A 21,709-nucleotide genomic window follows, 5' to 3' on the forward strand; every position below is an offset into this window, starting at 1 on the left:
CGCCTTCGTCGTGACAGAGGTTGTAGCGTGATTGAATTTTCATGGATTTATCTGTTAGCAGGGTTGCTGTTTTGCGCTATCGCGCTGTTCTTACTGGTCAGGACAAAAGACCGGAATACGCTTGATACCAGCCTCTCCCATAAAGAGAAAATGTTCAGCTCTGTACTGGAAAAGGCCGTGGGCGACCACTACCTGATCCACTGTAAAGTGCCAATGAATCAGGTGCTTCAGGCCTCACCGGAACTCACTGAACGGGCGCGTCGTCGTGCTTTAAAGCCGCTGCGTAATCTGCAGTTTGATTATGTTGTCAGTGATATTCGAAGTGGTGCGCCGGTTTGTGCGGTAGAGCTGGATGACCACGAATTCGATAAAAAACGATTCAAGAAACAGGACCTTCAGTTGGAGGAGCTCTGTCATGCGGCGAATCTCCCTCTGCTTAGGGTCGCACCTCAGAATGGTTATAACCTGGTTGAACTGATTGAGCGCTTTGAGCGGACGATCGAACCGGTGGATTACCCGCGAAATGGCCGCAGTGCACTGCAGGTGGCCGGATCTCTGAACACGGCGACGGCCTGTTAGCCCTGAGCTGCAATTCAGGGTGTATCAATCCTGCTCACTTATTCATCATGCTATCTGAAAAACGGTCGATAGCTATATTATTCCTGGTTACTAAACTTAAATCGGGTCACCGTGATTTTCTGATAACGCTTTGCCAGCAGGGTGGCTGGCCGGAATGGCTTGATCAGTATGGAAACTGAGGCGTTTACTGATCACGTTTCGTACTGAAACCGTTCATCCACAGGTAAAGAAGTATGCGTTATCCTCCGTTTTTATCCCTGCTCCTGACGGGCTTCACCCTCGCCTTTACTGCAGGCCACGCCAGTGCTGCTGCGCGGCCGGATATTACCGATCAGCTTATTGTGCAGTTTGACACCCCGGGGCAATCCGGTGTGTTAAAAGCCAATGGGCTTTCCCGGCAGATCAATAAAGAACTGGTGTTTGTCCGCGAAACCGCGCTGGGCGCACAGGTTTATAAATTGCCAGACATGGAAAGCCTGAGCCGGGTTCGGGGTTATGCCCGGGCACTGCAGGCTGTGTCGGGTGTCAAAAATGCCGAAGCTGACCAGTTGATGCATCCGATTGAGGCGCTGACCGTGCCACCCGAAGAGGGAACCACCACCTCGGGTACACCGATCTACAATCTGCAATGGCACTACTATGAGGCGACGGCGGGGATGAACGCGAAGTCCGCCTGGTTGCAGCTCGACAGCACAGACCCGGTGGTGAATGTCGCGGTGCTGGATACCGGTATCCTGCCCCATCCTGATCTGACGGGTAACTACAGCGGTGGTGCCGATATGATCGCTGATACTTATATCTCCAACGATGGCGATGGCCGGGACAGCGACCCTTCTGATCCGGGTGACTGGAATGCGGTTAACTATTGTGGTGGTGGCTCACGTGCTAACGACAGCAGTTGGCATGGTACCCATGTTGCTGGCACCATCAATGCGGCTACTCATAACCAGCAGGGCGTGGCCGGGGTTGGCTACAATCACCTGAACGTAGTGCCGGTCAGGGTGCTGGGGCAGTGCGGTGGTTATGTGTCGGATATAGCCGATGGCATCATCTGGGCTGCGCAGGGGTTAAATGGCTGGCCAAATCCCAATCCGGCGAAAGTCATCAATATGAGTCTCGGCGGAAGCGGTGCGTGTGGTTCTACTTACCAGCAGGCGATCGATACTGCGGTCGCAGCAGGAACCACCGTCGTAGTAGCTGCAGGCAACTCCGGTACTGACGCCGGGGGATTCCGTCCTGCTAACTGTGACAATGTGATTACCGTAGCAGCCACCGGACGCAGTGGTTCCCGGGCGTATTATTCCAATTACGGTGATGTGGTAGATCTGGCTGCGCCGGGTGGTGAGATGAATACTTCCGGTGCGAACGGCGTGCTTTCTACCCTGAATGACGGGACGACTGATCCCGGTAATCATATCTACGCCTATTCTCAGGGAACCAGCATGGCGACCCCGCATGTAGCTGCGGCGGCTGGCCTGCTTTATGTGAAAGACCCTAATCTGACACCGGCGGAGGTGGAAACACTGCTGACCGGAACGGCCCGTAGCTTCCCCGGAACCTGCACCAACTGCGGTAGCGGTTTGCTCGATGCCGGAGCTGCTTTAGCGGCTCTGGACGGGGGAACGCCTCCGCCACCGCCGGTTGAAGAGACTGTGCCGGATGCCCCCGGAAGCTTCAGCGGAACAGCCGGGGCCGGTGTAATCGATCTGACGTGGCTGGATAACAGCGACAATGAAACCAGTTTTTACATCGAACGACGCAAGAAAAACCGTAAAAAATGGTCTGGCTTTGGTTCCGGAATCAGCGTAGCGGCGGACGCTACCAGTTATCAGGATACCGGCCTCGACGGTACCTACCAGTATCGGATTCGCTCCCAGAACAGCGCAGGCGTTTCTGCCTGGGTAGTCAGTGGTGAAATTGCCGTGAGCAGCGGAGGTGACTCTGGCGGCGGTGATCCGGGTGGTTGTAAAGGCGGCTGGAAGAAATGTGGCAGTTAGTCGCTTGAATACGCTGGCCTGACAGCCGGAAGAAGATATCAGAAAGCCCCGTTTTTACGGGGCTTTTTGGTGTCGTTTATTGGTGCCATACCATCATCACTGACGGATCCTTGCGGATGAATCAGTAGTGGGTCAGATCATACAGTTCTTCAGGTGCGCAGCTTATCTGTCCGTGGCGATGATTTTTCATCAGCGCCTGAAACTGCTCCCGTTTCAGGTGGATAAGGCTGCGGTGATCGCCGGCTTCAATGTAGAGATCCTCATCTTCATTCAACGCGTCATCCCAGATTACATCCAGCCCATAGGCCTGTCCCAGCGCAGGAACGGCACCGGTTTCACAATCGCCAAAGATACGCTTAATTTCGGATTCCTTCGCCAGCACCGTACGGCAGCCGGTTATCTGCTCAAGCTGAGGCAGCATCACTTTATTCATCGCCGGCACTGCGGCCAGCATATAGTGGTTGTGATCGTGTACCACTACAGCTTTGACCATCTGTTTCATCGGCACCGCAGAGAGCAGCGCGGCTTCGCTGGCTGTGGAAGAAAAGGTATGACTGAGCGTATCGTAGGCACAGGATTTATTTTGTAGATAGCTGTTTAAGGTTGCAGGTACTGACATAGCCGAGCCCTCCGAATGCATTCATACTCTAAGTTTAGCCGTGCCTGCCAGGCTTAACTTGAAAACATCGCAACCCGGGGCGAGAACCGTTCTGTCTGGATAGCCCGAACGATCAACCCGGACAGAGCTGCTTCTGTTCAACTTCGCTTCATCTTTCCTGCGTCATACTGATGCAGGCAATCAGATTAAGAAACAGCGGGAGATCGGGTAATGGAGAGAATGATCGTGGTGCTGCTGGCCGGATTGTTATTGCTCTGCAGTTATCAGTTACACGCCTCACCCTCGGGGGTCGATGATTCCCGGCGACAGAGTTACCGCCACCTGCCTCAGAGTGCGATCGCCGTTAAACTGAATGGTATTCACTTCTGGCTGGTGAATGGTTTTTACTATCGCCACTCCGGGGATCGTTATGTGGCGGTTCGTTTCCCCGCAGGCAGTCGGATTCCGGCTCTACCCTCCGGCAGTACGCGGGTGGTCATTCAGGGTGAGGACTACTATCGCCATGGTGGCGTTTTCTACCGCTGGTTGCCACGGCTGCGTGCTTATCAGGTCGTGAACCTGAAACCGGAGCATGACAACCGGGTGCGCAGAAAGGTGTTGCAGCATGGCTGGGTCGGCAAGGAAAGAGGTCCGGTGTATCTGCAGTCAGAACAGGGCCATGAGTGGAACAATGGTGTCAGCCGCATTCGGGTAGGGAAGACGACTCTGACACCGATTACTTACCCAGGGCGAGCCAGAGACCGACACCGATCATCAGACTACCGGCGATCCTATTCATCAGACGTACGTTGTTTCGCTCCATCAAAAGATGCCGCAGTAACTTGCCGCCACTGGCATAAATAATCAGGCAGATAAATTCCAGCAGCAGAATCATGGCGACCAGCATCGCCAGTTGCGGTGCCATAGGCAGGCTCTGATCAATAAACGGGGGCAGTAGTGTGACAAAAAATGCCCAGCCTTTGGGGTTGGCGACAGCCGTCATAAAACCGTTCATTGCTAACTGCAGTGCAGAGACTTCGGTTTCGGTTTCACCGGGCTCCGTTATCACCAGTTTGCCCCGGGAGCGAAACATCTCATATCCCAGCCAGCACAGATAAGCCCCGCCTGCGAGTTTTAGAATCACAAAAGCTTCCGGGTACTGCAACATCAGGGTGGCAACCCCCAGTGCGGCTGCCGAAGCCACCAGACCCACGCCGATCAGTTCACCCCACATCATATGCAGACTGCGTTTAACCCCGATGGAGATACCCAGACTCAGAGCCAGGGTCATGCACATGCCCGGCGTAATTGAGACGATAAAAAAGGTGGGGATAAACAGCGAGAGCAGGGTTAACGACATGGCAGATACTCGGCTCGACTCATTCTGAAAAAGGGCAAACAGAATTACTACAGAGCGTTGTGCTTTGGCAAATAAAATGTTTCGTTGTGGGCAGTTATCAGATTGGGGATAAAAAACAACCAGTCTCTGCATGGCCAGTAAATACGGGGTTTGTGGCGGATACCCATAATCAATCTACAATCTTATCCACAGAATGCGGGGGTAAGTTTTTTCCGTATAGTGAGCAAAAAAAGATCAAATTGGTATAAAAAACAGACAAAAAAATAATTATCCACTTTTTCCGCGAAAGGGGTTGATTTATGCCTGTGAACAGTTATCCGGTGGACAAGGTTAAAAATTGAGCGCATTTCTGAAACCCTTTGTTTATCGGGCTCAGGGGAGATGTTAATAATAAATGCACAGGCTTATGCACAGAAACTGGGGAGAACGATCAGAATCCACAGGCAGGAGCTCCAGCGGGTTGCAGAGGGCGGGTTTCAAGTACCATGGATCAGCAGACGGAGCTCGTGCAGGGGGCGAGAAGTTCTGATTCTCTGAGCTGTCAGTTTACTGAACTGACTCAGGAGCTGAATCAGAAACCTGCTGTTTCGTGACCTGATAGCTATCCTGTGTGAACCAGAGCAAAAAGCAGCCAGTTGCTGCAACGTCAGCAGTGACGGGCGCTGCCTTAGCTACCCAGAATCAATATACAGAGTTGCCCACAGAATATGGGGACAACTTTTCGTGATGAGGAATTATGCGGATCGCTACAGGTCTAACCGACAACCGAGCGTGTAAGGGGGGACGATGATGGGCAGGTGGTCAAGTGTGTATGTGTTGTTACTCGGGTTGAGTCTGGCTGCCTGTGATAATCGCTTTCGGCAACAGATTGATCAGCAATTCTATCTGCTGGATACCCAACGTGGTCTGCTGTGTCTTGAGCAGAGTACCGATTGCTACCCGCTGAGTCTGGTGGAGCCCTCGTTTGCAGAGGCGATCATTGCCAGAGGGTATGGTCTGACGGGAGGAGCGTATAGCTGGAGCGCGGCGGAGCTGCAAAACCTGATGCTTAACCCGCCGGATGAGCTCTACCCGATAGAGCCTCTGGCGAAGGGCGTCTATCGCCTGCCACCGGTGTTTGCAGTGCACAGTGTCTGGGATGTACTGGCGAATGAGCATTATCAGCTTTATGACCGCGATGATGACCGGTACGGCACCCCGGGTATCAGTAAACCGCTACAGCGACGCTACTGAGCGGCTTTAGTCAGAAAAGTTACTGAGCAGTTTCAGCGCATTGCCCTCAAAATCTTCTTCGCGCAACTGTTTGAGTGCCTTATCAAAATCGGTTTTCCGGTTGACCCAGCCCGAATTGGAGGACAGGCCGACAAACAGGTCGACCTGGTTGCCGGGCTTAAACAGGGCTTTGTCGATCTGGTTGTTCAGCCCGCGGCTACTGAGTTCGTAGTCGGCCTGACAGTCAGTGCCAATAAAGCTGTCGATGCGCCCTTCAAGCAACAGGTTAGGCAGTACTGCTTCCTGCTTGGCTGATTTTTTGTTGATCATCGAATCCTGATCAAAGTCCGGATAATAGGCCGAACCGCCTACCATGCCTATGTTCATACCATGCAGGTCGCGGTGTCTGGTAATCCGCCGTGACATGCCTTTCAGGACATAAAGCCGGGTGCTGCAGCTATAGTAGTGCGGTGCGGTGTAGGTAATATATTCCGCCCGCTCGGCTCGCCAGGCAAGGCCGCTCATCGCGTCTATCTTGCCGGATTCCATCATTTTCAGGCAGCGCTTCCAGGGGCAGCGCAGATACTCGACTTTGAACCCCATACGTTGGCTGAGCAGAGTCCATAGCTCATGGTCAATGCCTGACACAGAGGTTTCGGTGACAAACCGGAAAGGGGGCCAGGCATCCACTCCCACGATCAGCGTCTCAGCCCGGGGCGTGGTGGCGATACACAGTGGCAGAAGCAGCAGGAGTAATTTAGCCCGGATAGTGTTGATCAAAATGTATGCCCTAAATAACGGGGAACATTCCCTTGCTCCGGTGGATTTCTTTTACAGTATAGAAATAACTTCGGGGCATTTAAAACTCAACTCAGTTGGGTCTGGAAAAACTCCAGCGTTCTGCTCCATGCCAGCTCAGCGGCAGCTTCGTTGTAGCGGCCGGTTGAGTCGTTATGGAAGCCGTGATTGACCCCCGGATACATATGCATGGTGAATTTCTGGCCGTTGGCCCGCAGATCCGCTTCATACTCCGGCCAGGTGGCGTTTACACGTTTATCCAGCTCGGCGAGGTGGATCAGCAACGGGGCTTTAATATGGGCACGGATCTCCCTGGCTGGGGGGGTACCGTAAAAAGGCACACCGGCATTAACCAGATCCGGCACAGCCGCACTGAGCATATTGGTGATATAACCGCCAAAACAGAACCCGACAACGCCCAGCTTACCGCTGCTCATCGTGTGATTTTTCAGGAACTGAGCCGCAGCGATGAAGTCCTGCTCTATCTTGCTGCGATCCATAGATTTCTGCATCGCCCGGCCTTTGTCATCGTTGCCGGGGTAGCCGCCCAGAGGGTAAAGGGCATCGGGAGCGAAGGCAATAAAGCCCGCCTTAGCCGCGCGCCGGGCCACATCTTCGATATAGGGATTGAGGCCACGGTTTTCATGCACCACCAGAACGACCGGAGCGGTGCCTTGCAGCCCTTTGGGGATCACCAGATAGCCGCGCCCTTCACCATGACCTTCAGGCGAAGGGAAGGTTAGGTACTCGGCGCTGATCTCCGGGTCATTAAATGAAACCTGTTCGGCCAGTGCATAGTCAGGCGTCAGGGCGGCGGTCAGGGCGCTCATGCTCACGCCGACCGCTGTCAGGGTTGCGAGGCGGGCGAGAAACTCCCGACGGGTTATGTCGCCGTGGGCGTATTCGTCGTACCAGTCAAAGGCTTCCTGGGGGATCGGGTGTTGTGGTTGATTCGGCATGGCTCGCACTCCTGCTTTGATATGACTACTGATACGTCAGCAGCAGGATTCAGACTAGTTCAGCTCAGAATAAACACAACATGGCAGCGGCGCTTTTCAAGGGACTACATTGGGCTGAGGGATACCACGAATCAGATGGTTGATTGTAACCTGACGGAAAAACTCATCAGCGGCGTTCCATTCTTCCTGATACTTAAGAAAGGTCAGTAAAGTGGATTCGGTCAGCATGGTATTGATCCTGGCGATCACTTTCTGGCCGAAGTCGGTATTCCGGCAGGAAACGTAGATCTGTTTATAGAGGTTATGTTCCTGCAGGCGGTAACTGATAAATTCATCAGGCAGGTTCTGAATACGTTTCTGTGAAGTGATGGTGTTGGGGTAGCCGAGGGTATAGTCGGCCCGGCCCCGTTTCAGCAGTTGCAGGTTAATTTCATTGCGTGAACCTTCGTACTGCACCAGATTAGGTTTGCCGATGTAGGGTTTAAGGTAGGTATGAAGCACCGGATAACGCGAGTGCTTTTCATTTTTCCCGATATAGACTGGCACGGTCAGTAAGCGTAGCTGCGGATCTTGTAACAGCGTTTGCAGGGAGAGTACAGAGCCCGGCACCCCCAGACGTGGCTGCATCCGCTGATGTGCTATCAGTACATGGGGCGCCGTGAATGTGTAGGGTCGGGAGAGCAGGCTGGTGTCTTTAAAGAAATCTCCCCAGACATGAGGCGTGCAGTGATTCGGGCGTTGTGATTCCACATTCCAGCGATTGACGTTGGTCCAGACAATTTCATGTTTATATTCGGGCATACGCTCTATGAAAAACGCCAGAAACTTATCGGCATAGCCCTGCCCTTTGAGCGGGCCCTGGGGGATGAATTCCGGACTCAGTTCCCAGACCAGCCAACGCAGGGTTGGTTTTTCGGAGATCTCATCAGCGATCGCTGCTGTTGCCATCGCCGTACTGAGAAGGAGTGTTAAAAATAGCCGGCATATCATCAGGGAGTCTGCATCCGGAAAAGGCCAGAGTAAGTGGAAAGACCCTATGATAGACAAATGCCGGCCCTAAATGTACCGCGAAGTCGTCCCCCTGACCCGATTTCAGGAGAGCCCTCGGGTCGGGGGGAATCCGGGAGCCTGATCAGTCCAGACTGGCCAGCAGGGTATCGGTCTGGGTGACTTCGGCATAGCCGAACTGCAGCGCAGCCATAAAACAGGCATGCACATCTTCCGCAGCCACTTTGCGGCCGTTAAACTCCTGATCCAGCGTGGTGCAGGCATCCTCGGCAACGGAAACCGTGTAACCCATATCGGCAGCGGCGCGTACCACGGCATCGATACAGATATGGCTCATCGCACCGACCACCACCAGATCCGTAATTTCCAGCTCATCCAGTACCTGTCTGAGGTTAGTATCTCGGAAAGAGTTGATCTGATTTTTCAGGATCACTGTCTCGCTTTCCAGAGGCGCTACGGAGCTGTGGATATGGGCACCTTCAGAGCCCGGCGCAAAAAAAGGGGCATCGGCTGAGGCCGCTTCATGCCGGACATGAATCACGGTCCTGGCCTGATCACGGAATTTTGCCAGCAGTTTTGCTGCATTGGCAGCCGCTTTATCGGTGTTACGCAGAACCCATTTTCCGCCTTCAAAATAATCGTTTTGCAGGTCGATCAGCAGCAGGGCTGTTTTACTCATCTGTATGACTCCTGTTTAGTGATGAACTCTGCTGACTATTATTTTCCAGTCTGGCCGATTACACTAAGGGCGGAAATGGCATAAAAGAGGGTGTAACTGACAATGAGCAGGCTAAAGATCGGTATTGTTCACTATCCGGGCTCATTGCTTTCGGCGGTTCAGGGGCTGTCAGAACAGTTTTATCTGGCCAACCACATCTGTCAGCAGCAAGGTATGGAAGCAGTTTTCAGCACCCAGATCTGCGACAGCCAGAGTATTCCGGGCTGGTGTGAGGATGGGCTCAACGGGCTGAATGTAGTGATCCTGCCGCCCTGTCTTGATGACAGCTATTATGCAAACCCGGACCCGGCCCTGTTGGGGTGGTTGCAGGCGCAGCACCGGCAGGGAGCCATTATCTGTTCGGTCTGCGCCGGTGCTTTTGTCCTCGCCTGTGCGGGCCTGCTGGATGGACGGAAAGTGACAACGCACTGGGCGCTGAGTGATCGTTTTGTGTCGGCATTTCCTCAAATTGAACTGGATACCAATAAACTGCTGATCAACGATGGCGATATCATCACGGCCGGAGGCCTGATGAGCTGGGTTGATCTCGGACTGGAGCTGGTGGCGCAGTTCAGTAACAGCCAGATTATGCGCAAGCTGGGACGTTATCTGATTGTTGATACCGGCCCGCGGGAGCAGAGCTATTACCAGAGCTTTACCCCGAAACTGGACCATGGCGATCAGGCGATTCTCAAAGCCCAGCACCAGTTGCAGCGGGAGTTCCAGCAAACCGTGGTAATCCGCCATCTGGCGGAACTGACTCATCTGACTGAGCGAACTTTCCTGCGCCGTTTTGTTAAAGCCACCGGGCTGAAACCGACCCAGTATCTGCAGCAGCTACGCATCCGCAAAGCCTGCGAACTGATCGAAAGCGGCAGCGGCTCCATGGAGAAAATAGCCAGCGAAGTGGGCTATGAAGACCTCAGTGCGTTCCGCAAAACCTTCCATAAAATTACCGGCCAGACCCCGCGGGAGTTTAAGAAACGCTTTGTTCGATAGGGGTGAAGTGCCTGTGGCTGTAGGTTGCCAGAGCGCTTCGCTGCTGGAAAGGGCTTGTGGTTTGAAGGCAGCCGGTAGGGTGCAATAGCTCCGCGTATTGCACCAATCTCCCTGCGTATTGCATCAATCCCTCTAACCTACCTTCCTGCGGTATTCATCCGGGGTCATATCCAGCAGGCGGCGGAACATGGCGATAAACGCCGATGCGGTGCTGTATCCCAGATCCAGCGCGATCGTTTCTACTGTAGCGCCCGCCTGCAACTGCTGCATGGCACGAATCACTTTCAGGCGCTGGCGCCATTCACTCAGGGGCATGCCGAGGTCGCGCTGGGCTTTTCGCGCCAGAGTGCGTTCTGTGCTGCCGAACTGTTCGGCCAGTTGTTTTAAGGGCTGGTTATTACCGGGATTCTGTTCCAGAAAAGCCAGCAGATTGGCGAGTTGCGGATCGGCAGAGTCAGGCAGATAACTGCCGGCGCTGGGGGCTGTGATCAACTGATCGAGCATCACCTCCAGTAGCCGGCTTTCTTCTGCTGAGTAGGGGGGGCGGGGCGGGCTCAGCCGCAGATGATTGAGCATCGCCCGTAACATTGTGTTGATTGTCAGGGCGCAGGTACTGGCAGGCATCCCCTTTGTGCGAGCCAGTTCAGCATCGATATACAGCGAACAATGGAAAGAGGCATAACGGTTAACCCCTTTATGTTCGGTTTCAGGCGGTAGCCAGAGGCCGAAGTTAGGCGGCACCCTGAATTCAGCGCCTTCAGCCTGAAGTTCCAGTACGCCGCTGAAGGAATAGACAAACTCCCCCCAGTGGTGCCCATGGGGTGGGTAGATTGTATCCTCAGGCATGGTCCGTTCCAGATAAAAAACCGGTTCCGGGAGGTGCGTCATGGACAAAGGGGTGTGAATAAAAGGTTGGCGACTCATCTCTGGCTGACGGATCTGTGCTATCGATTGTCTGATTGTAGCTATATGTATTGATTCAGACAAAAGATAATGTCTGGCTTTCTGATTCTAGCTGAGGAGCCGGTATGGGAACCCGTCAATCACTCGATCTGTTTGCCTTCGGCTGTATGCTGCTGTTCTGTCTGGTTATGGCCTCCCAGCAGGTGGTGCTGAAAGCGGTGGTTGAGGATATCGCTCCGGTGTTCCAGATCGCCCTGCGCTACGGTATCGCAGCTACCCTGCTGTTACTGCTGATCCGCAGTAAGCGCTCAGAGGTGCGTCTGGCGCCGGAAAACCGTATGCCGGCGTTGTGGATCGGTATTCTGTTTACGCTGGAGTTTTTGTTTCTGGGGGAAGCGTTGCGTTTTACCAGTGCTTCCCACGCAACGGTTTTCCTTTACACCTCACCCATCTTCGCCGCGATTGGCCTGCACATTAAGATCCCGAACGAGCGTATGGCGCGTTTGCAATGGCTTGGTATTACACTGGCTTTTGGCGGAATGGCGCTGGCGTTTCTCGGCGGAGAGCCGGGTGCTGAACTGAACAGCGCTGTACTCTGGGGTGACTTTCTGGCCCTGCTGGCCGGCGCTTCCTGGGGGGCGACAACCGTGGTTGTGCGGGCCACCGGATTAGCCGCACTACCCGCTAAACAGACGCTGCTCTATCAGCTGTTAGTTGCTTTTGTGGTGCTCGGCGTATGGTCCCTGTGGAGTGGGCAGGCGCGGATCAATCCGACCCCTGAGGTAATGGCCAGTCTGGCCTTCCACGGTATTGGTGTCGCCTTTCTCGCGTTTCTGCTCTGGTTTTGGCTGCTGACCCGCTATAAAGCCTCGCAACTGGGTATCCTCTCCTTTATGACTCCGGTATTCGGCGTGCTGATGGGGAGCTGGTGGCTGGGCGAGCAGATTGATGCCAACTTTATTCTTGGCGCCTGTCTGATAATGGCGGGAGTGCTGCTGGTGAGCTGTCACGGCTGGCTGGTTTCCGTGTGCAAAGGGCGGGGGAGGATCAGAAACCCTGCCTGTGAGGAATGATGACTGCTCGTTTTACAAAAAAAAGCCCGGCACACAGTCCGGGCTTTTTACTGTCCCTTTCTGGTCACTCGCAGCGACGGAGTCGCGTGCTAGCGAGTGAAACGACCTAGTCGCTGGAAATCAAAGCGCTTACAGCGCTTCGATTTTCCCATACTGCTCTTTCAGTTTATCAAATGCAGCTTTGGAACCTGCCAGCTTCTCACGCTCTTTAGCGATAACGGCTTCCGGTGCGTTGGATACGAATTTCTCGTTGCCCAGCTTACCTTCAACGCGGCCGATCTCTTTCTGCAGTTTATCCAGCTCTTTCTGCAGACGGCTCAGTTCGGCGTCTTTATCGATCAGGCCGGCCATCGGTACCAGTACTTCCATATCGCCAACCAGCTGAGTTGCCGACATCGGTGCTTCATCGCCGGCATTGAGCCAGGTGATGCTGCTCAGGGAGGCCAGTTTGGAGAGGAAGTTGCGGTTCGCTTCCAGACGCTGCTGGTCCTGTACGTTGCCGTTCTGGAACAGTACGTCCAGTTCCTTCGCCGGGGAGATACCCATCTCGCCGCGGATGTTACGCACGCCGGTGATCACACCCTGCAGCCAGACGATATCGGCTTCGGCTTCGGCATCCAGCTTGTCGTTGTTGGCGATCGGGTAAGCCTGAGTCATGATGGTGTCGCCTTCAACACCGGCCAGCCCTTTCACCTGCTGCCAGATCTCTTCGGTGATGTACGGCATAATCGGGTGGGCCAGACGCAGGATCACTTCCAGCACGCGAACCAGTGTGCGACGGGTGCCGCGCTTGGCTTCAGCGGAGGCGTTGTCGTCCCAGAGTACCGGCTTGGACAGCTCAAGGTACCATGCACAGTAATCGTTCCAGATGAAGTCATAGAGTGTTTTGGACGCCATATCGAAACGGTATTCGTCGAAGTGTCTGGTGACTTCGGTTTCTACGCGCTGCAGTTTGCTGGCGATCCAGCGGTCTGCCAGAGACAGTTCGACCTCGCTTCCGTTCTGGCCGCAGTCTTCGCCTTCGGTATTCATCAGCACGTAACGTGCAGCGTTCCAGATTTTGTTACAGAAGTTACGGTAACCTTCCAGACGCTTCATGTCCCAGTTGATGTCGCGACCGGTGGATGCCAGCGCTGCCAGAGTGAAACGCAGGGCGTCGGTACCGTGGGCGGAGATCCCTTCAGGGAACTCTTTCTGGGTCCGTTTACCGATCTTTTCAGCCAGTTGCGGCTGCATCATGTTACCGGTACGTTTCTCCAGCAAATCTTCCAGCGCGATGCCGTCGATCATATCCAGCGGGTCGAGTACGTTACCCTTGGATTTGGACATCTTGTCACCGTTTTCATCACGGATCAGACCGGTCACGTAAACGGTGTGGAACGGTACCTGCGGTTTGTCGTTTTCATCTTTGCAGAAGTGCATGGTCATCATGATCATGCGCGCGACCCAGAAGAAGATGATGTCGAAACCGGTCACCAGTACATCGGTCGGGTGGAAGGTTTTCAGACGCTCAGTGTTTTCCGGCCAGCCCAGAGTACCAAAGGTCCACAGGGCGGAGCTGAACCAGGTGTCGAGTACGTCGTCGTCCTGACGCAGTTCCAGTTCAGGGTCCAGACCGTACTTGCTGCGGGCGGTGTCTTTATCGGCTGCAACGTAAACATTGCCTTCGTTATCGTAGAAGGCCGGGATGCGGTGACCCCACCACAACTGACGGGAGATACACCAGTCCTGGATATCGCGCATCCAGGCGAAGTACATGTTTTCGTACTGCTGAGGAACAAATTTGATGTCGCCGTTTTCGACCGCTTCAATCGCCGGTTTTGCCAGCGTTTTGGCATCGGCAAACCACTGATCGGTCAGCATTGGCTCGATGACCACGCCGCCACGGTCACCGTAAGGCACGGTCATATCGTTCTCTTCGATCTTAACCAGCAGACCGGCTTCTTCCATATCGGCAACGATCGCTTTACGCGCGGCAAAACGTTCCATGCCACGGTATTTTTCCGGGATAAAACCGCTGATCTCGTTGTTGACACTGCCATCGGTGTTGAAGGTCTGTGCTTCATCACGGATATCGGCGTTCAGGGTCAGGACGTTGATCATTGGCAGGTTGCAACGCTTGCCTACTTCGTTATCGTTGAAGTCGTGCGCCGGGGTGATTTTTACACAGCCGGTGCCTTTCTCCATGTCGGCGTGCTCGTCGCCAACGATCGGGATACGACGACCTACCAGCGGCAGCTCGATAAACTTACCAATCAGGTCTTTGTAGCGCTCATCTTCCGGGTTGACTGCCACACCGGTGTCACCCAGCATGGTTTCCGGACGGGTGGTACCGACAACGATGTGGTCATCACCTGCTGCGGTAGTCTGGCCGTCTGCCAGCGGATAGCGCAGGTACCACATTTTGCCCTTAACCTCTTTGTTCTCTACTTCGAGGTCAGAGATGGCGGTGTGCAGTTTCGGGTCCCAGTTGACCAGACGCTTACCACGATAGACCAGACCATCATCGTACAGGCGGATAAAGACTTCCTGTACCGCTTTGTAAAAGCCTGAGTCCATGGTGAAGCGTTCGTTGGCCCAGTCTACGGAGTTGCCCAGACGGCGCATCTGGCGGGTAATCGTGCCGCCGGATTCCTCTTTCCACTCCCAGATCTTTTCGATGAACGCATCGCGGCCCAGATCGTGGCGGGATTGCTGTTGTTCTGCAGCCAGTTTGCGCTCAACCACCATCTGGGTGGCGATACCGGCGTGGTCGGTGCCGACCTGCCACAGGGTGTTTTTACCCTGCATGCGTTTGTAACGGGTCAGGGCGTCCATGATGGTGTGCTGGAACGCATGGCCCATGTGCAGGCTGCCGGTGACGTTCGGCGGCGGAATCATGATGCAGTATGAGTCACCTTCGCCATTCGGGGCGAAGTAGTTGTTTTCTTCCCAGGTTTTGTACCAGGACTTCTCAATCTCATGCGGCTGGTAAGTGGTTTCCATTGCGCTCTCTGTCACCGAATTCTTGTCAAAAATACTGGCTGCCCGGGCTATTGGGGCAACGCGGATAAACCGGGAATTATACAGCTTTTCGGCTACGGCTGGCGAGTAGTTTACTCGCCGGATTCAGCAGCGGGTGAGTTCCTCAGAGCTGCAGGAAACTGAACGAACTGTTGGCTTTGTTGTCTACCGGAGTCTGGCGGGCTAAGTGGACATGTAACTATGCTGATAAAGGAGTTTATCCCATGAAAGCGAATACTGTAGCGACAGCAACGCTTATTGTTTCCCTTCTGCTTATTCAGGGTTGTTCCGCCGTGGTGGTGGCCGGTGCGGGTGCAGCCGCAGGCTATCTGGCCCATGAAAATGGTTACCGGGTGCAAACTCCGGTTAAAAAATCTGGCGAGTAAACGATTCCTTCCCGCTGTTGCGGGCTGACGTCCTATCCGGAAGGTTCGGCCCGCACCCTCCAGCAGATCATCACTATACTGAGTGATATCTCTGTATACGGAGGGGCGAACATGAAACTCTGTTACGCCAACCGCGGTTTTTTGCCTTGTGTTGATCCTGCCACTGAACTGGAGCTGGGTGAATCGTACCGGGTACTGGACCGCCTCGGCCATATGTTGCCAAGCCTGCTGCTGGAGCCGGATGCACGGAACTACCTGCGCGGGGCTCATATTCCTGAATGGCCCTACGTGAATATTCCCGGCGACCTCTGGCCTCAGGCATGCCTCTATTATCTGCGCCTGGGGTTTATCGCATCGGGTTATATTAATCAGATTGGTCAGCCGTCCTGTCACTCTCTGCCTGCCAATCTGGCACGTCCGCTGTGTAAAATCGCTGCTTTGCTGGAGCGTCCGCCGATACTCAGCTACGACGGTTATGCCCTGTATAACTGGCGTCGGTTTGATCCGCAGAAGCCGGTGGCGCTGGGAAATATCGATACGCTGCAGAACTTTGTCCATCTTTACGATGAGCACTGGTTTATTCTGGTGCATGTAGAGATTGAAGCGAAAGCTGCGCAGATTTTAAAAGCGGTGCTGGAATTGGGGGGTAAGCCCGGGCCGTTTCAGGTGGATGAGGCACTGGATCAGATCGCTTCAGCGCTGGGTGAGATCATTCAGGTTCTTGAGCGAATACCGGAGAAAATGTCGGATGAGCTGTATTTCTCCCGCTTTCGTCCCTATATCGGCCAGTTTCATGATGTGGTTTACGAGAGTGTAAAGATGGAGCCGATCAGCTTTCGGGGAGAAACCGGCGCGCAAAGCTCAGTCATGCCGTTGCTTACGGAGCTGATGAAAATTCCGCATCAGGATAACCGGCTCACCCGCCATCTGCTGGATATGCGTCAGTATATGCCGAAGCCGCATCGGTTATTGCTGGAGCAGGTCAAGGCCATGCCGGATCTCCGACCGATTGCTAAAGCGCAAAAGTATGATGCCGTACTGGAGCTGATGGCAAACTTCCGTGAAGTGCATTATCACTGGGCCATTAAATACATAGCAAGGCGCAGTAATGATCAGCAGGGTACCGGTGGCACGCCTTATCTGCGTTGGCTGAAGTTCCTGATTGATGAAACCCGGGGGTATAAGAAAGAAAGGGGCTAGAGCGCCTTCGGCTGCTGGGGGCCAGACGCTTCGCTTGCTAGAGTGCCGGTCTGCCGGTGGATTGGGGCTTGGATTGGGTACAAGGAGGTGCCTGTGAGTTATGAAAATCTGGAAGTATGGAAACGCTCCTGTCGGCTAAGTTGTCAGTTGTATCTGGAGTTGGCTCATTGTCGGGATTACGGTTTTAAGGATCAGGTAACCCGCAGTGGTTTATCGATTCCCAGTAATATTGCGGAGGGATATGAGCGAGGAGGTCGCAAAGAAAAGCGGCAATTTCTGCTGTACGCCCGAGGTTCAGGAGCAGAACTGAAAACTCAAATACAGATAGGTAAGCGGGTTGGGTTTATCCCGGATGAGACGGCAGGCTTATGGCTTGAAGAGATTACTCAGATTCAAAAAATGTTGGGTGCCCTTATAAAGCGAGTGTCAGGGTAGATGCAGACTTGCCAGGAGCCAGACGCTTCGCTGGCCAGAACATGCTTATGGCTTCAAGGCCGTTCACACAGACTGTTAGCCCCTGGCCCGTAGGGTGCAATAGCGCAGCGTATTGCACCGCCCCCACTCCCAGGCTATCGCTTACGCATATCGTGCATATCGACGGGGATATTCTGGCTCTGATAGCGTTTGTAGTTAGCACGGGTGGCGCTGAGTACGTCGTCTGTCTGCACAACGACTTCGAGAATCCGGTCGAACTGCAGAGCATCTTCGGGGATTTCGAGGTTGAGATTTACAAACACATCCTGATGCGAAGGGCGTTGTTCGGCCCAGCCGATCTCTACTTCTGCGGCCGGCTGTTCCCCCACCATTGCGTGGGGGATGAACGCATCCGGTCGAAACTCCCAGAGCAACTGATCCAGTCGTCTGGCTTCCGGTTCATCGGCTGCCTGGATGTAAATCTTATGTTCCAGTGCACGAATCCTCTCTACCAGTCGGCAGAGAAAGCGACCCCGGGCATCGGGATCGCTGGAAGGCAGAACGTAGAAGTCAGCTTTACTGGTCACGCCTGATTATTCCTCTTCAGCGGCCTGATTCAGCAGGTACTGGGTCAGCATCGGTACGCAGCGACCGGTGGCGCCTTTCTCTTTACCACCGCTGTTCCAGGCAACGCCGGCAATATCCAGATGCGCCCAGCGGTACTCTTTGGTGAAACGGGAGAGGAAGCAGGCTGCGGTAATGGTGCCGGCCGGGCGACCGCCGATGTTGGCGATGTCGGCAAAGTTGGAATCCAACTGTTCCTGGAACTCATCCCACAGCGGTAGCTGCCAGCCTTTATCTTCGGCCTGCTCGCCAGCCTGAATCAGTTCTGCTGCCAGCTCGTCATTGTTGGCAAGGATGCCGGTTGCATGATGACCCAGTGCGATAATGCAGGCGCCGGTGAGGGTCGCGATATCCACAACAGAAGCCGGTTCAAATTTGCCGGCATAGGTGAGGGCGTCGCAGAGTACCAGACGGCCTTCGGCGTCAGTGTTGAGGATCTCAACTGTCTGACCGGACATGGTAGTCACAATGTCGCCCGGCTTGGTGGCGTGGCCGCTTGGCATGTTTTCCGCAGCGGCTACGATGCCGACCACGTTGATTGGCAGGGCCATTTCACAGATAGCGGTCATGGCGCCAAACACGCTGGCGGCACCGCACATGTCATACTTCATCTCGTCCATGCCGGCACCCGGTTTCAGCGAGATGCCGCCGGTGTCAAAGGTGATCCCTTTACCGACCAGTACGTGGGGTTTGTCACCTTCTTCGCCGCCTTTGTACTCCATAACGATCAGCTTAGATGGCTGTTCGCTGCCGTTGCCTACGGAGAGCAGGCAGTGCATACCCAGCTCAGCCATCTCCTCTTCGTCAACGATGGTGGTGGTCAGATCGTCGAACTCGTCATCCAGTTCCAGTGCCTGCTCAGCCAGATAGGTCGGGGTGCAGATGTTGCCGGGCAGGTTCCCCAGATCACGGGCAATGCTGGTGCCATTAACAATGGCGGTGCCGTCCAGTAGGGCGGTTTCGGCGAGGTCTGAATCGTTTTCGCTGACATGAATCGCAATCTGTTCCAGTTTCAGCGGATCCGCTTTTTTACTTTTAGTTTCGTCGTAGTTGTAGAGTTCGTTACCGGACCACTCCACCAGATGACGCAGTTCACGGTACAGATCGGCATCGTCTGTCAGGCGCGCGTCCAGAGCAAAAGTGACGCTGCTGATACCGGTGCTTTTAACCACGCCCATCGCAGACTTGATGATTTTGCGGAAGTTGCGGTTGTTACGGTCGTCCTCTTTACCGACGCCGAGCAGCAGTACCCGTTTTGCTGTCAGTCCCGGTACCTTGTGCAGTAGCAGAGTCTGAGCGGTTTTACCGCTGATATCGCCGCCATTGAGAATTTCACTGAGGTAGCCGTTACTGGCTTGATCCGCAGCGGTTGCGGCCGGGGACAACGCACCATCCGCTTCGATGGCTACTACCAGACATTCAGTTTCCAGAGAGGGAATATCACCGCTGACGATTTCAAAATCCATGTTAGCTCCAAACTCGGGCCCGTGGCCCTATAAACGAGACAAAGGTGGCGGATTCAAGGATAATGCCGGTATGTTTTATGTCGATATAACCCGGCACCTGGTTTTACACTGGCTGATCCGCTGTAAGGCTGAATAATATAAACCATTTTGCTGCCGGTAACAGTTTTCGCAAGGATATAGTGTGATCGTTTTTCGCTATTTAGCGCGGGAAGTCCTGCTCAGTATGCTGGCAGTGAGTTCGGTGTTGCTGGTCATCATTATGAGCGGCCGTTTTGTTAAATACCTCAGTCAGGCTGCCGCGGGTGAACTCGACCCGAATGTGCTGATGGCCATTATGGGCTACCGCCTGCCGGGGTTTCTTGAGCTGATCCTGCCACTGGGTCTGTTTCTCGGGTTTCTGCTGGGTTACGGCCGTCTCTACCTCGAGAGTGAGATGACGGTGCTGGAAGCCTGCGGCATGAGTCAGAAACGTTTGCTGGCTTATTCCATGGGGCCGGCCCTGCTGGTGGCGATCGTGGTAGGGATACTGTCGGTTTACCTCGCACCCTATGGCGCGGCCCAGACCAATCTGATTTTTGATCAGCAGGAAAGTCGCAGTGAGCTTGAAAGTCTGGTGCCGGGGCGCTTTCAGCAAAAAGAGAATAGCTCCCGTGTCACCTATACCGATGAGGTCAGTGCCGGTGGTCAGTTGGGGCTGGTGTTTATGGCGGATCGGAATAAATCCACGAAGCGTCTGCAGATTACTCTGGCTGAAACGGGCTCTACCATGCTGGATACTGAGCGTGAGCAGCGCTTTCTGGTACTGGAAAACGGCTACCGGTACGAAGGTGTTCCGGGGCTGGCGGACTATCAGGAACTGGGCTTTGAACGCTACGGCACTGAAATTGAGCGGCGTAATCAGGCGATTCGCTATGACAAGATTGAAGCACTGCCCACCGCGGCGCTCTGGGTCTCTGATCAGCCAGGTCACCGGGCGCAGTTGAACTGGCGTTTGTCATTGCCGGTGCTGGCGCTGGTGGTGACGCTGCTGGCGGTGCCGCTGAGCCGGGTCAATCCACGGCAGGGGCGCTTTGCCCGGCTGGTGCCTTCTATCTTGATCTACCTCACCTACCTGACGCTGCTGAGTAATACCACCAGTCAGGTCAGTGAGGGGGAGAGTTCGCCCATGGCGATCTGGATGATACATCTGCTGTTTGCCGCGCTGGCGGTCAATATGATTCTGTTCGGGCGTTTCTGGAGCCGCCTCTATAACCAGATTCCTATGCCGACCTTACGGCTGCGACTGCCGGGGAGAAAGTCCTCATGAAGCTGCTTGATCTTTATGTTGCCCGTCATGTACTCGGCGGTTTTCTGGTGGTTCTGCTGGTGGTGGCAGGGCTGGATATGCTGTTTGCGCTGGTTGAAGAACTTAAAGATGTGCAGGGCGATTACACCTTTGCTGCTGCGGTTAAATATGTACTGCTGACACTGCCACGCCGGCTGTATGAATTTATTCCTCTGTCGAGCCTGATCGGTTGTCTGCTGGGGCTGGGGATTCTGGCTTCCAGTTCTGAGTTAACGGTGATGCGGGCCGCGGGTGTGTCGACGCTGGGCATCGTGGTGTCTGTGATGAAACCGGTGCTGCTGATTATCGTTCTGGCTCTGGGGCTGGGGGAGTTTGTGGTACCTCACACCGAACAACAGGCACAGAGTCATCGTCAGGTGATGCGAACCGGGAATGCCGCGATCCACAATGCGAGTAAGGTCTGGCATCGGGATAATATGACCTTCCTGCATATCAATGCGGTGATACCGGATGGTTCAGTGCGGGGTATCACCCGTTATGAGTTTAATGAGGATCTGAGTCTGGCGCGTTCCAGCTTTGCTCGCAGTGGACATTACGAAAATGGTGAGTGGGTGCTTACTGATATTCGTGAAACCCGTTTCCCTGAAGTGCGTGGGGCGGCGGATCCGGCGGCAGAGGCGATCCGCACGGCTCAGGTTGAGCGTGAAGTCTGGCAGAGTGGTCTGACACCGGAGTTGCTGCGGGTGGTGATGGTTAAGCCCGGTAATCTCTCAATCAGCGGTTTGCTGGCGTACAGTGATTATCTGACTGAGCAGGGGCTGGCATCGGCTCAGTACCGGGTCGCATTCTGGACCAAGGTGCTGTTGCCGCTGGCGATTTTTGCGCTGGTGCTGGTGGCCGTTTCCTTTATTTTCGGTCCGTTGCGCAGTGTAACCCTGGGGCAGCGTCTGATTACCGGGATTATTGTCGGACTGGCATTCAAACTCAGTCAGGATATTCTCGGGCCGACCAGTACCGTATTCGGCTTCTCACCTTTTATTGCGGTGTTGATTCCGATACTCGTCTGTATCGGGGTCGGGTTCTGGTTACTCAATCGTGCCCGGTAATATGTGAGTCATAAAAAAGCC

Annotated in this window: 20 protein-coding genes and 1 pseudogene; 11 read left to right on the forward strand and 10 right to left on the reverse strand. The window is 54.4% G+C overall.

Annotated features, from left to right (window positions below):
- Positions 1-27 precede the first annotated feature (27 nt).
- Positions 28-579 carry a DUF2726 domain-containing protein gene (locus tag QUD59_RS10700; RefSeq protein ID WP_286236968.1) on the forward strand — a complete coding sequence of 184 codons (552 nt, stop codon included), beginning with the start codon at positions 28-30 and terminating at the stop codon, positions 577-579.
- Between the two features lie 233 nt (positions 580-812).
- Positions 813-2,576, forward strand: a complete 1,764-nt coding sequence (locus QUD59_RS10705) for a S8 family serine peptidase (protein WP_286236969.1) — start codon at positions 813-815, stop codon at positions 2,574-2,576.
- 121 nt (positions 2,577-2,697) lie between these two features.
- Here QUD59_RS10705 and QUD59_RS10710 read toward each other — a convergent pair whose 3' ends face one another.
- Positions 2,698-3,195, reverse strand: a complete 498-nt coding sequence (locus QUD59_RS10710) for an aminoacyl-tRNA deacylase (protein ID WP_286236970.1) — start codon at positions 3,193-3,195, stop codon at positions 2,698-2,700.
- Positions 3,196-3,414: 219 nt separating this feature from the next.
- Here QUD59_RS10710 and QUD59_RS19250 point away from each other — a divergent pair.
- A pseudogene (locus tag QUD59_RS19250) lies at positions 3,415-3,696 on the forward strand (DUF6515 family protein); the annotation flags it as partial.
- A 214-nt stretch (positions 3,697-3,910) separates the two neighbouring features.
- Here QUD59_RS19250 and QUD59_RS10715 read toward each other — a convergent pair.
- The gene (locus QUD59_RS10715; RefSeq protein ID WP_286236973.1) at positions 3,911-4,534 is read right to left on the reverse strand and encodes a LysE family translocator; all 624 of its coding nucleotides are present in this window, start codon (positions 4,532-4,534) and stop codon (positions 3,911-3,913) included.
- An 807-nt stretch (positions 4,535-5,341) separates the two neighbouring features.
- Between QUD59_RS10715 and QUD59_RS10720 the strand changes: the two genes are divergently transcribed.
- Positions 5,342-5,767 (forward strand): hypothetical protein, encoded by a 426-nt coding sequence (locus QUD59_RS10720; RefSeq protein WP_286236974.1) that lies wholly within the window; start codon positions 5,342-5,344, stop codon positions 5,765-5,767.
- A gap of 6 nt (positions 5,768-5,773) precedes the next feature.
- On the opposite strand, the gene QUD59_RS10725 is transcribed toward QUD59_RS10720, so the two are convergent.
- The 4 genes from QUD59_RS10725 to QUD59_RS10740 all read right to left on the reverse strand — a co-directional run bounded on the left by QUD59_RS10725 (position 5,774) and on the right by QUD59_RS10740 (position 9,190).
- Positions 5,774-6,526 carry a substrate-binding periplasmic protein gene (locus QUD59_RS10725; protein ID WP_286236976.1) on the reverse strand — a complete coding sequence of 251 codons (753 nt, stop codon included), beginning with the start codon at positions 6,524-6,526 and terminating at the stop codon, positions 5,774-5,776.
- Positions 6,527-6,612: 86 nt separating this feature from the next.
- On the reverse strand, positions 6,613-7,503 hold the full coding sequence (locus QUD59_RS10730) for a dienelactone hydrolase family protein (protein ID WP_286236977.1): 891 nt from the start codon (positions 7,501-7,503) through the stop codon (positions 6,613-6,615).
- 96 nt (positions 7,504-7,599) lie between these two features.
- On the reverse strand, positions 7,600-8,451 hold the full coding sequence (locus QUD59_RS10735) for a hypothetical protein (protein WP_286236978.1): 852 nt from the start codon (positions 8,449-8,451) through the stop codon (positions 7,600-7,602).
- Between the two features lie 184 nt (positions 8,452-8,635).
- Positions 8,636-9,190, reverse strand: coding sequence for a cysteine hydrolase family protein (locus tag QUD59_RS10740; RefSeq protein ID WP_286236980.1), 555 nt, complete (start codon positions 9,188-9,190; stop codon positions 8,636-8,638).
- A 102-nt stretch (positions 9,191-9,292) separates the two neighbouring features.
- On the opposite strand from QUD59_RS10740, the gene QUD59_RS10745 reads away from it, so the two are divergent.
- Positions 9,293-10,228, forward strand: coding sequence for a GlxA family transcriptional regulator (locus QUD59_RS10745; protein WP_286236982.1), 936 nt, complete (start codon positions 9,293-9,295; stop codon positions 10,226-10,228).
- A 132-nt stretch (positions 10,229-10,360) separates the two neighbouring features.
- On the opposite strand, the gene QUD59_RS10750 is transcribed toward QUD59_RS10745, so the two are convergent.
- The gene (locus QUD59_RS10750; RefSeq protein WP_286236984.1) at positions 10,361-11,074 is read right to left on the reverse strand and encodes an AraC family transcriptional regulator; all 714 of its coding nucleotides are present in this window, start codon (positions 11,072-11,074) and stop codon (positions 10,361-10,363) included.
- Positions 11,075-11,256: 182 nt separating this feature from the next.
- Between QUD59_RS10750 and QUD59_RS10755 the strand changes: the two genes are divergently transcribed.
- A complete protein-coding gene (locus QUD59_RS10755) occupies positions 11,257-12,204 on the forward strand; it encodes a DMT family transporter (protein WP_286236985.1) in 948 nt (315 codons plus the stop codon).
- A 129-nt stretch (positions 12,205-12,333) separates the two neighbouring features.
- Here QUD59_RS10755 and QUD59_RS10760 read toward each other — a convergent pair whose 3' ends face one another.
- On the reverse strand, positions 12,334-15,189 hold the full coding sequence (locus QUD59_RS10760; RefSeq protein WP_286236986.1) for a valine--tRNA ligase: 2,856 nt from the start codon (positions 15,187-15,189) through the stop codon (positions 12,334-12,336).
- A 242-nt stretch (positions 15,190-15,431) separates the two neighbouring features.
- Here QUD59_RS10760 and QUD59_RS10765 point away from each other — a divergent pair, with 242 nt between their 5' ends.
- The 3 genes from QUD59_RS10765 to QUD59_RS10775 all read left to right on the forward strand — a co-directional run bounded on the left by QUD59_RS10765 (position 15,432) and on the right by QUD59_RS10775 (position 17,228).
- The gene (locus tag QUD59_RS10765) at positions 15,432-15,593 is read left to right on the forward strand and encodes a hypothetical protein (RefSeq protein ID WP_286236987.1); all 162 of its coding nucleotides are present in this window, start codon (positions 15,432-15,434) and stop codon (positions 15,591-15,593) included.
- A 111-nt stretch (positions 15,594-15,704) separates the two neighbouring features.
- Positions 15,705-16,793: a PrnB family protein gene (locus tag QUD59_RS10770; protein WP_286236988.1), complete on the forward strand. Its 1,089-nt coding sequence runs from the start codon at positions 15,705-15,707 to the stop codon at positions 16,791-16,793.
- 93 nt (positions 16,794-16,886) lie between these two features.
- Entirely contained in the window at positions 16,887-17,228 is a 342-nt protein-coding gene (locus QUD59_RS10775) for a four helix bundle protein (RefSeq protein ID WP_286236989.1), read from the forward strand.
- 134 nt (positions 17,229-17,362) lie between these two features.
- Here the strand turns inward: QUD59_RS10775 and QUD59_RS10780 are convergent, their stop codons facing one another.
- The gene (locus QUD59_RS10780) at positions 17,363-17,794 is read right to left on the reverse strand and encodes a DNA polymerase III subunit chi (protein WP_286236990.1); all 432 of its coding nucleotides are present in this window, start codon (positions 17,792-17,794) and stop codon (positions 17,363-17,365) included.
- A gap of 6 nt (positions 17,795-17,800) precedes the next feature.
- Entirely contained in the window at positions 17,801-19,297 is a 1,497-nt protein-coding gene (locus QUD59_RS10785; RefSeq protein WP_286236991.1) for a leucyl aminopeptidase, read from the reverse strand.
- A 181-nt stretch (positions 19,298-19,478) separates the two neighbouring features.
- Between QUD59_RS10785 and lptF the strand changes: the two genes are divergently transcribed.
- On the forward strand, positions 19,479-20,603 hold the full coding sequence (gene lptF, locus QUD59_RS10790; protein ID WP_286236992.1) for an LPS export ABC transporter permease LptF: 1,125 nt from the start codon (positions 19,479-19,481) through the stop codon (positions 20,601-20,603).
- Positions 20,600-21,688, forward strand: a complete 1,089-nt coding sequence (gene lptG, locus QUD59_RS10795; RefSeq protein ID WP_286236993.1) for an LPS export ABC transporter permease LptG — start codon at positions 20,600-20,602, stop codon at positions 21,686-21,688. Before lptF ends, lptG begins: the two co-directional genes overlap by 4 nt.
- Positions 21,689-21,709 lie beyond the last annotated feature (21 nt).

Source organism: Neptuniibacter halophilus (assembly GCF_030295765.1).
GTDB classification, from domain to species: Bacteria; Pseudomonadota; Gammaproteobacteria; order Pseudomonadales; family Balneatricaceae; genus Neptuniibacter; species Neptuniibacter halophilus.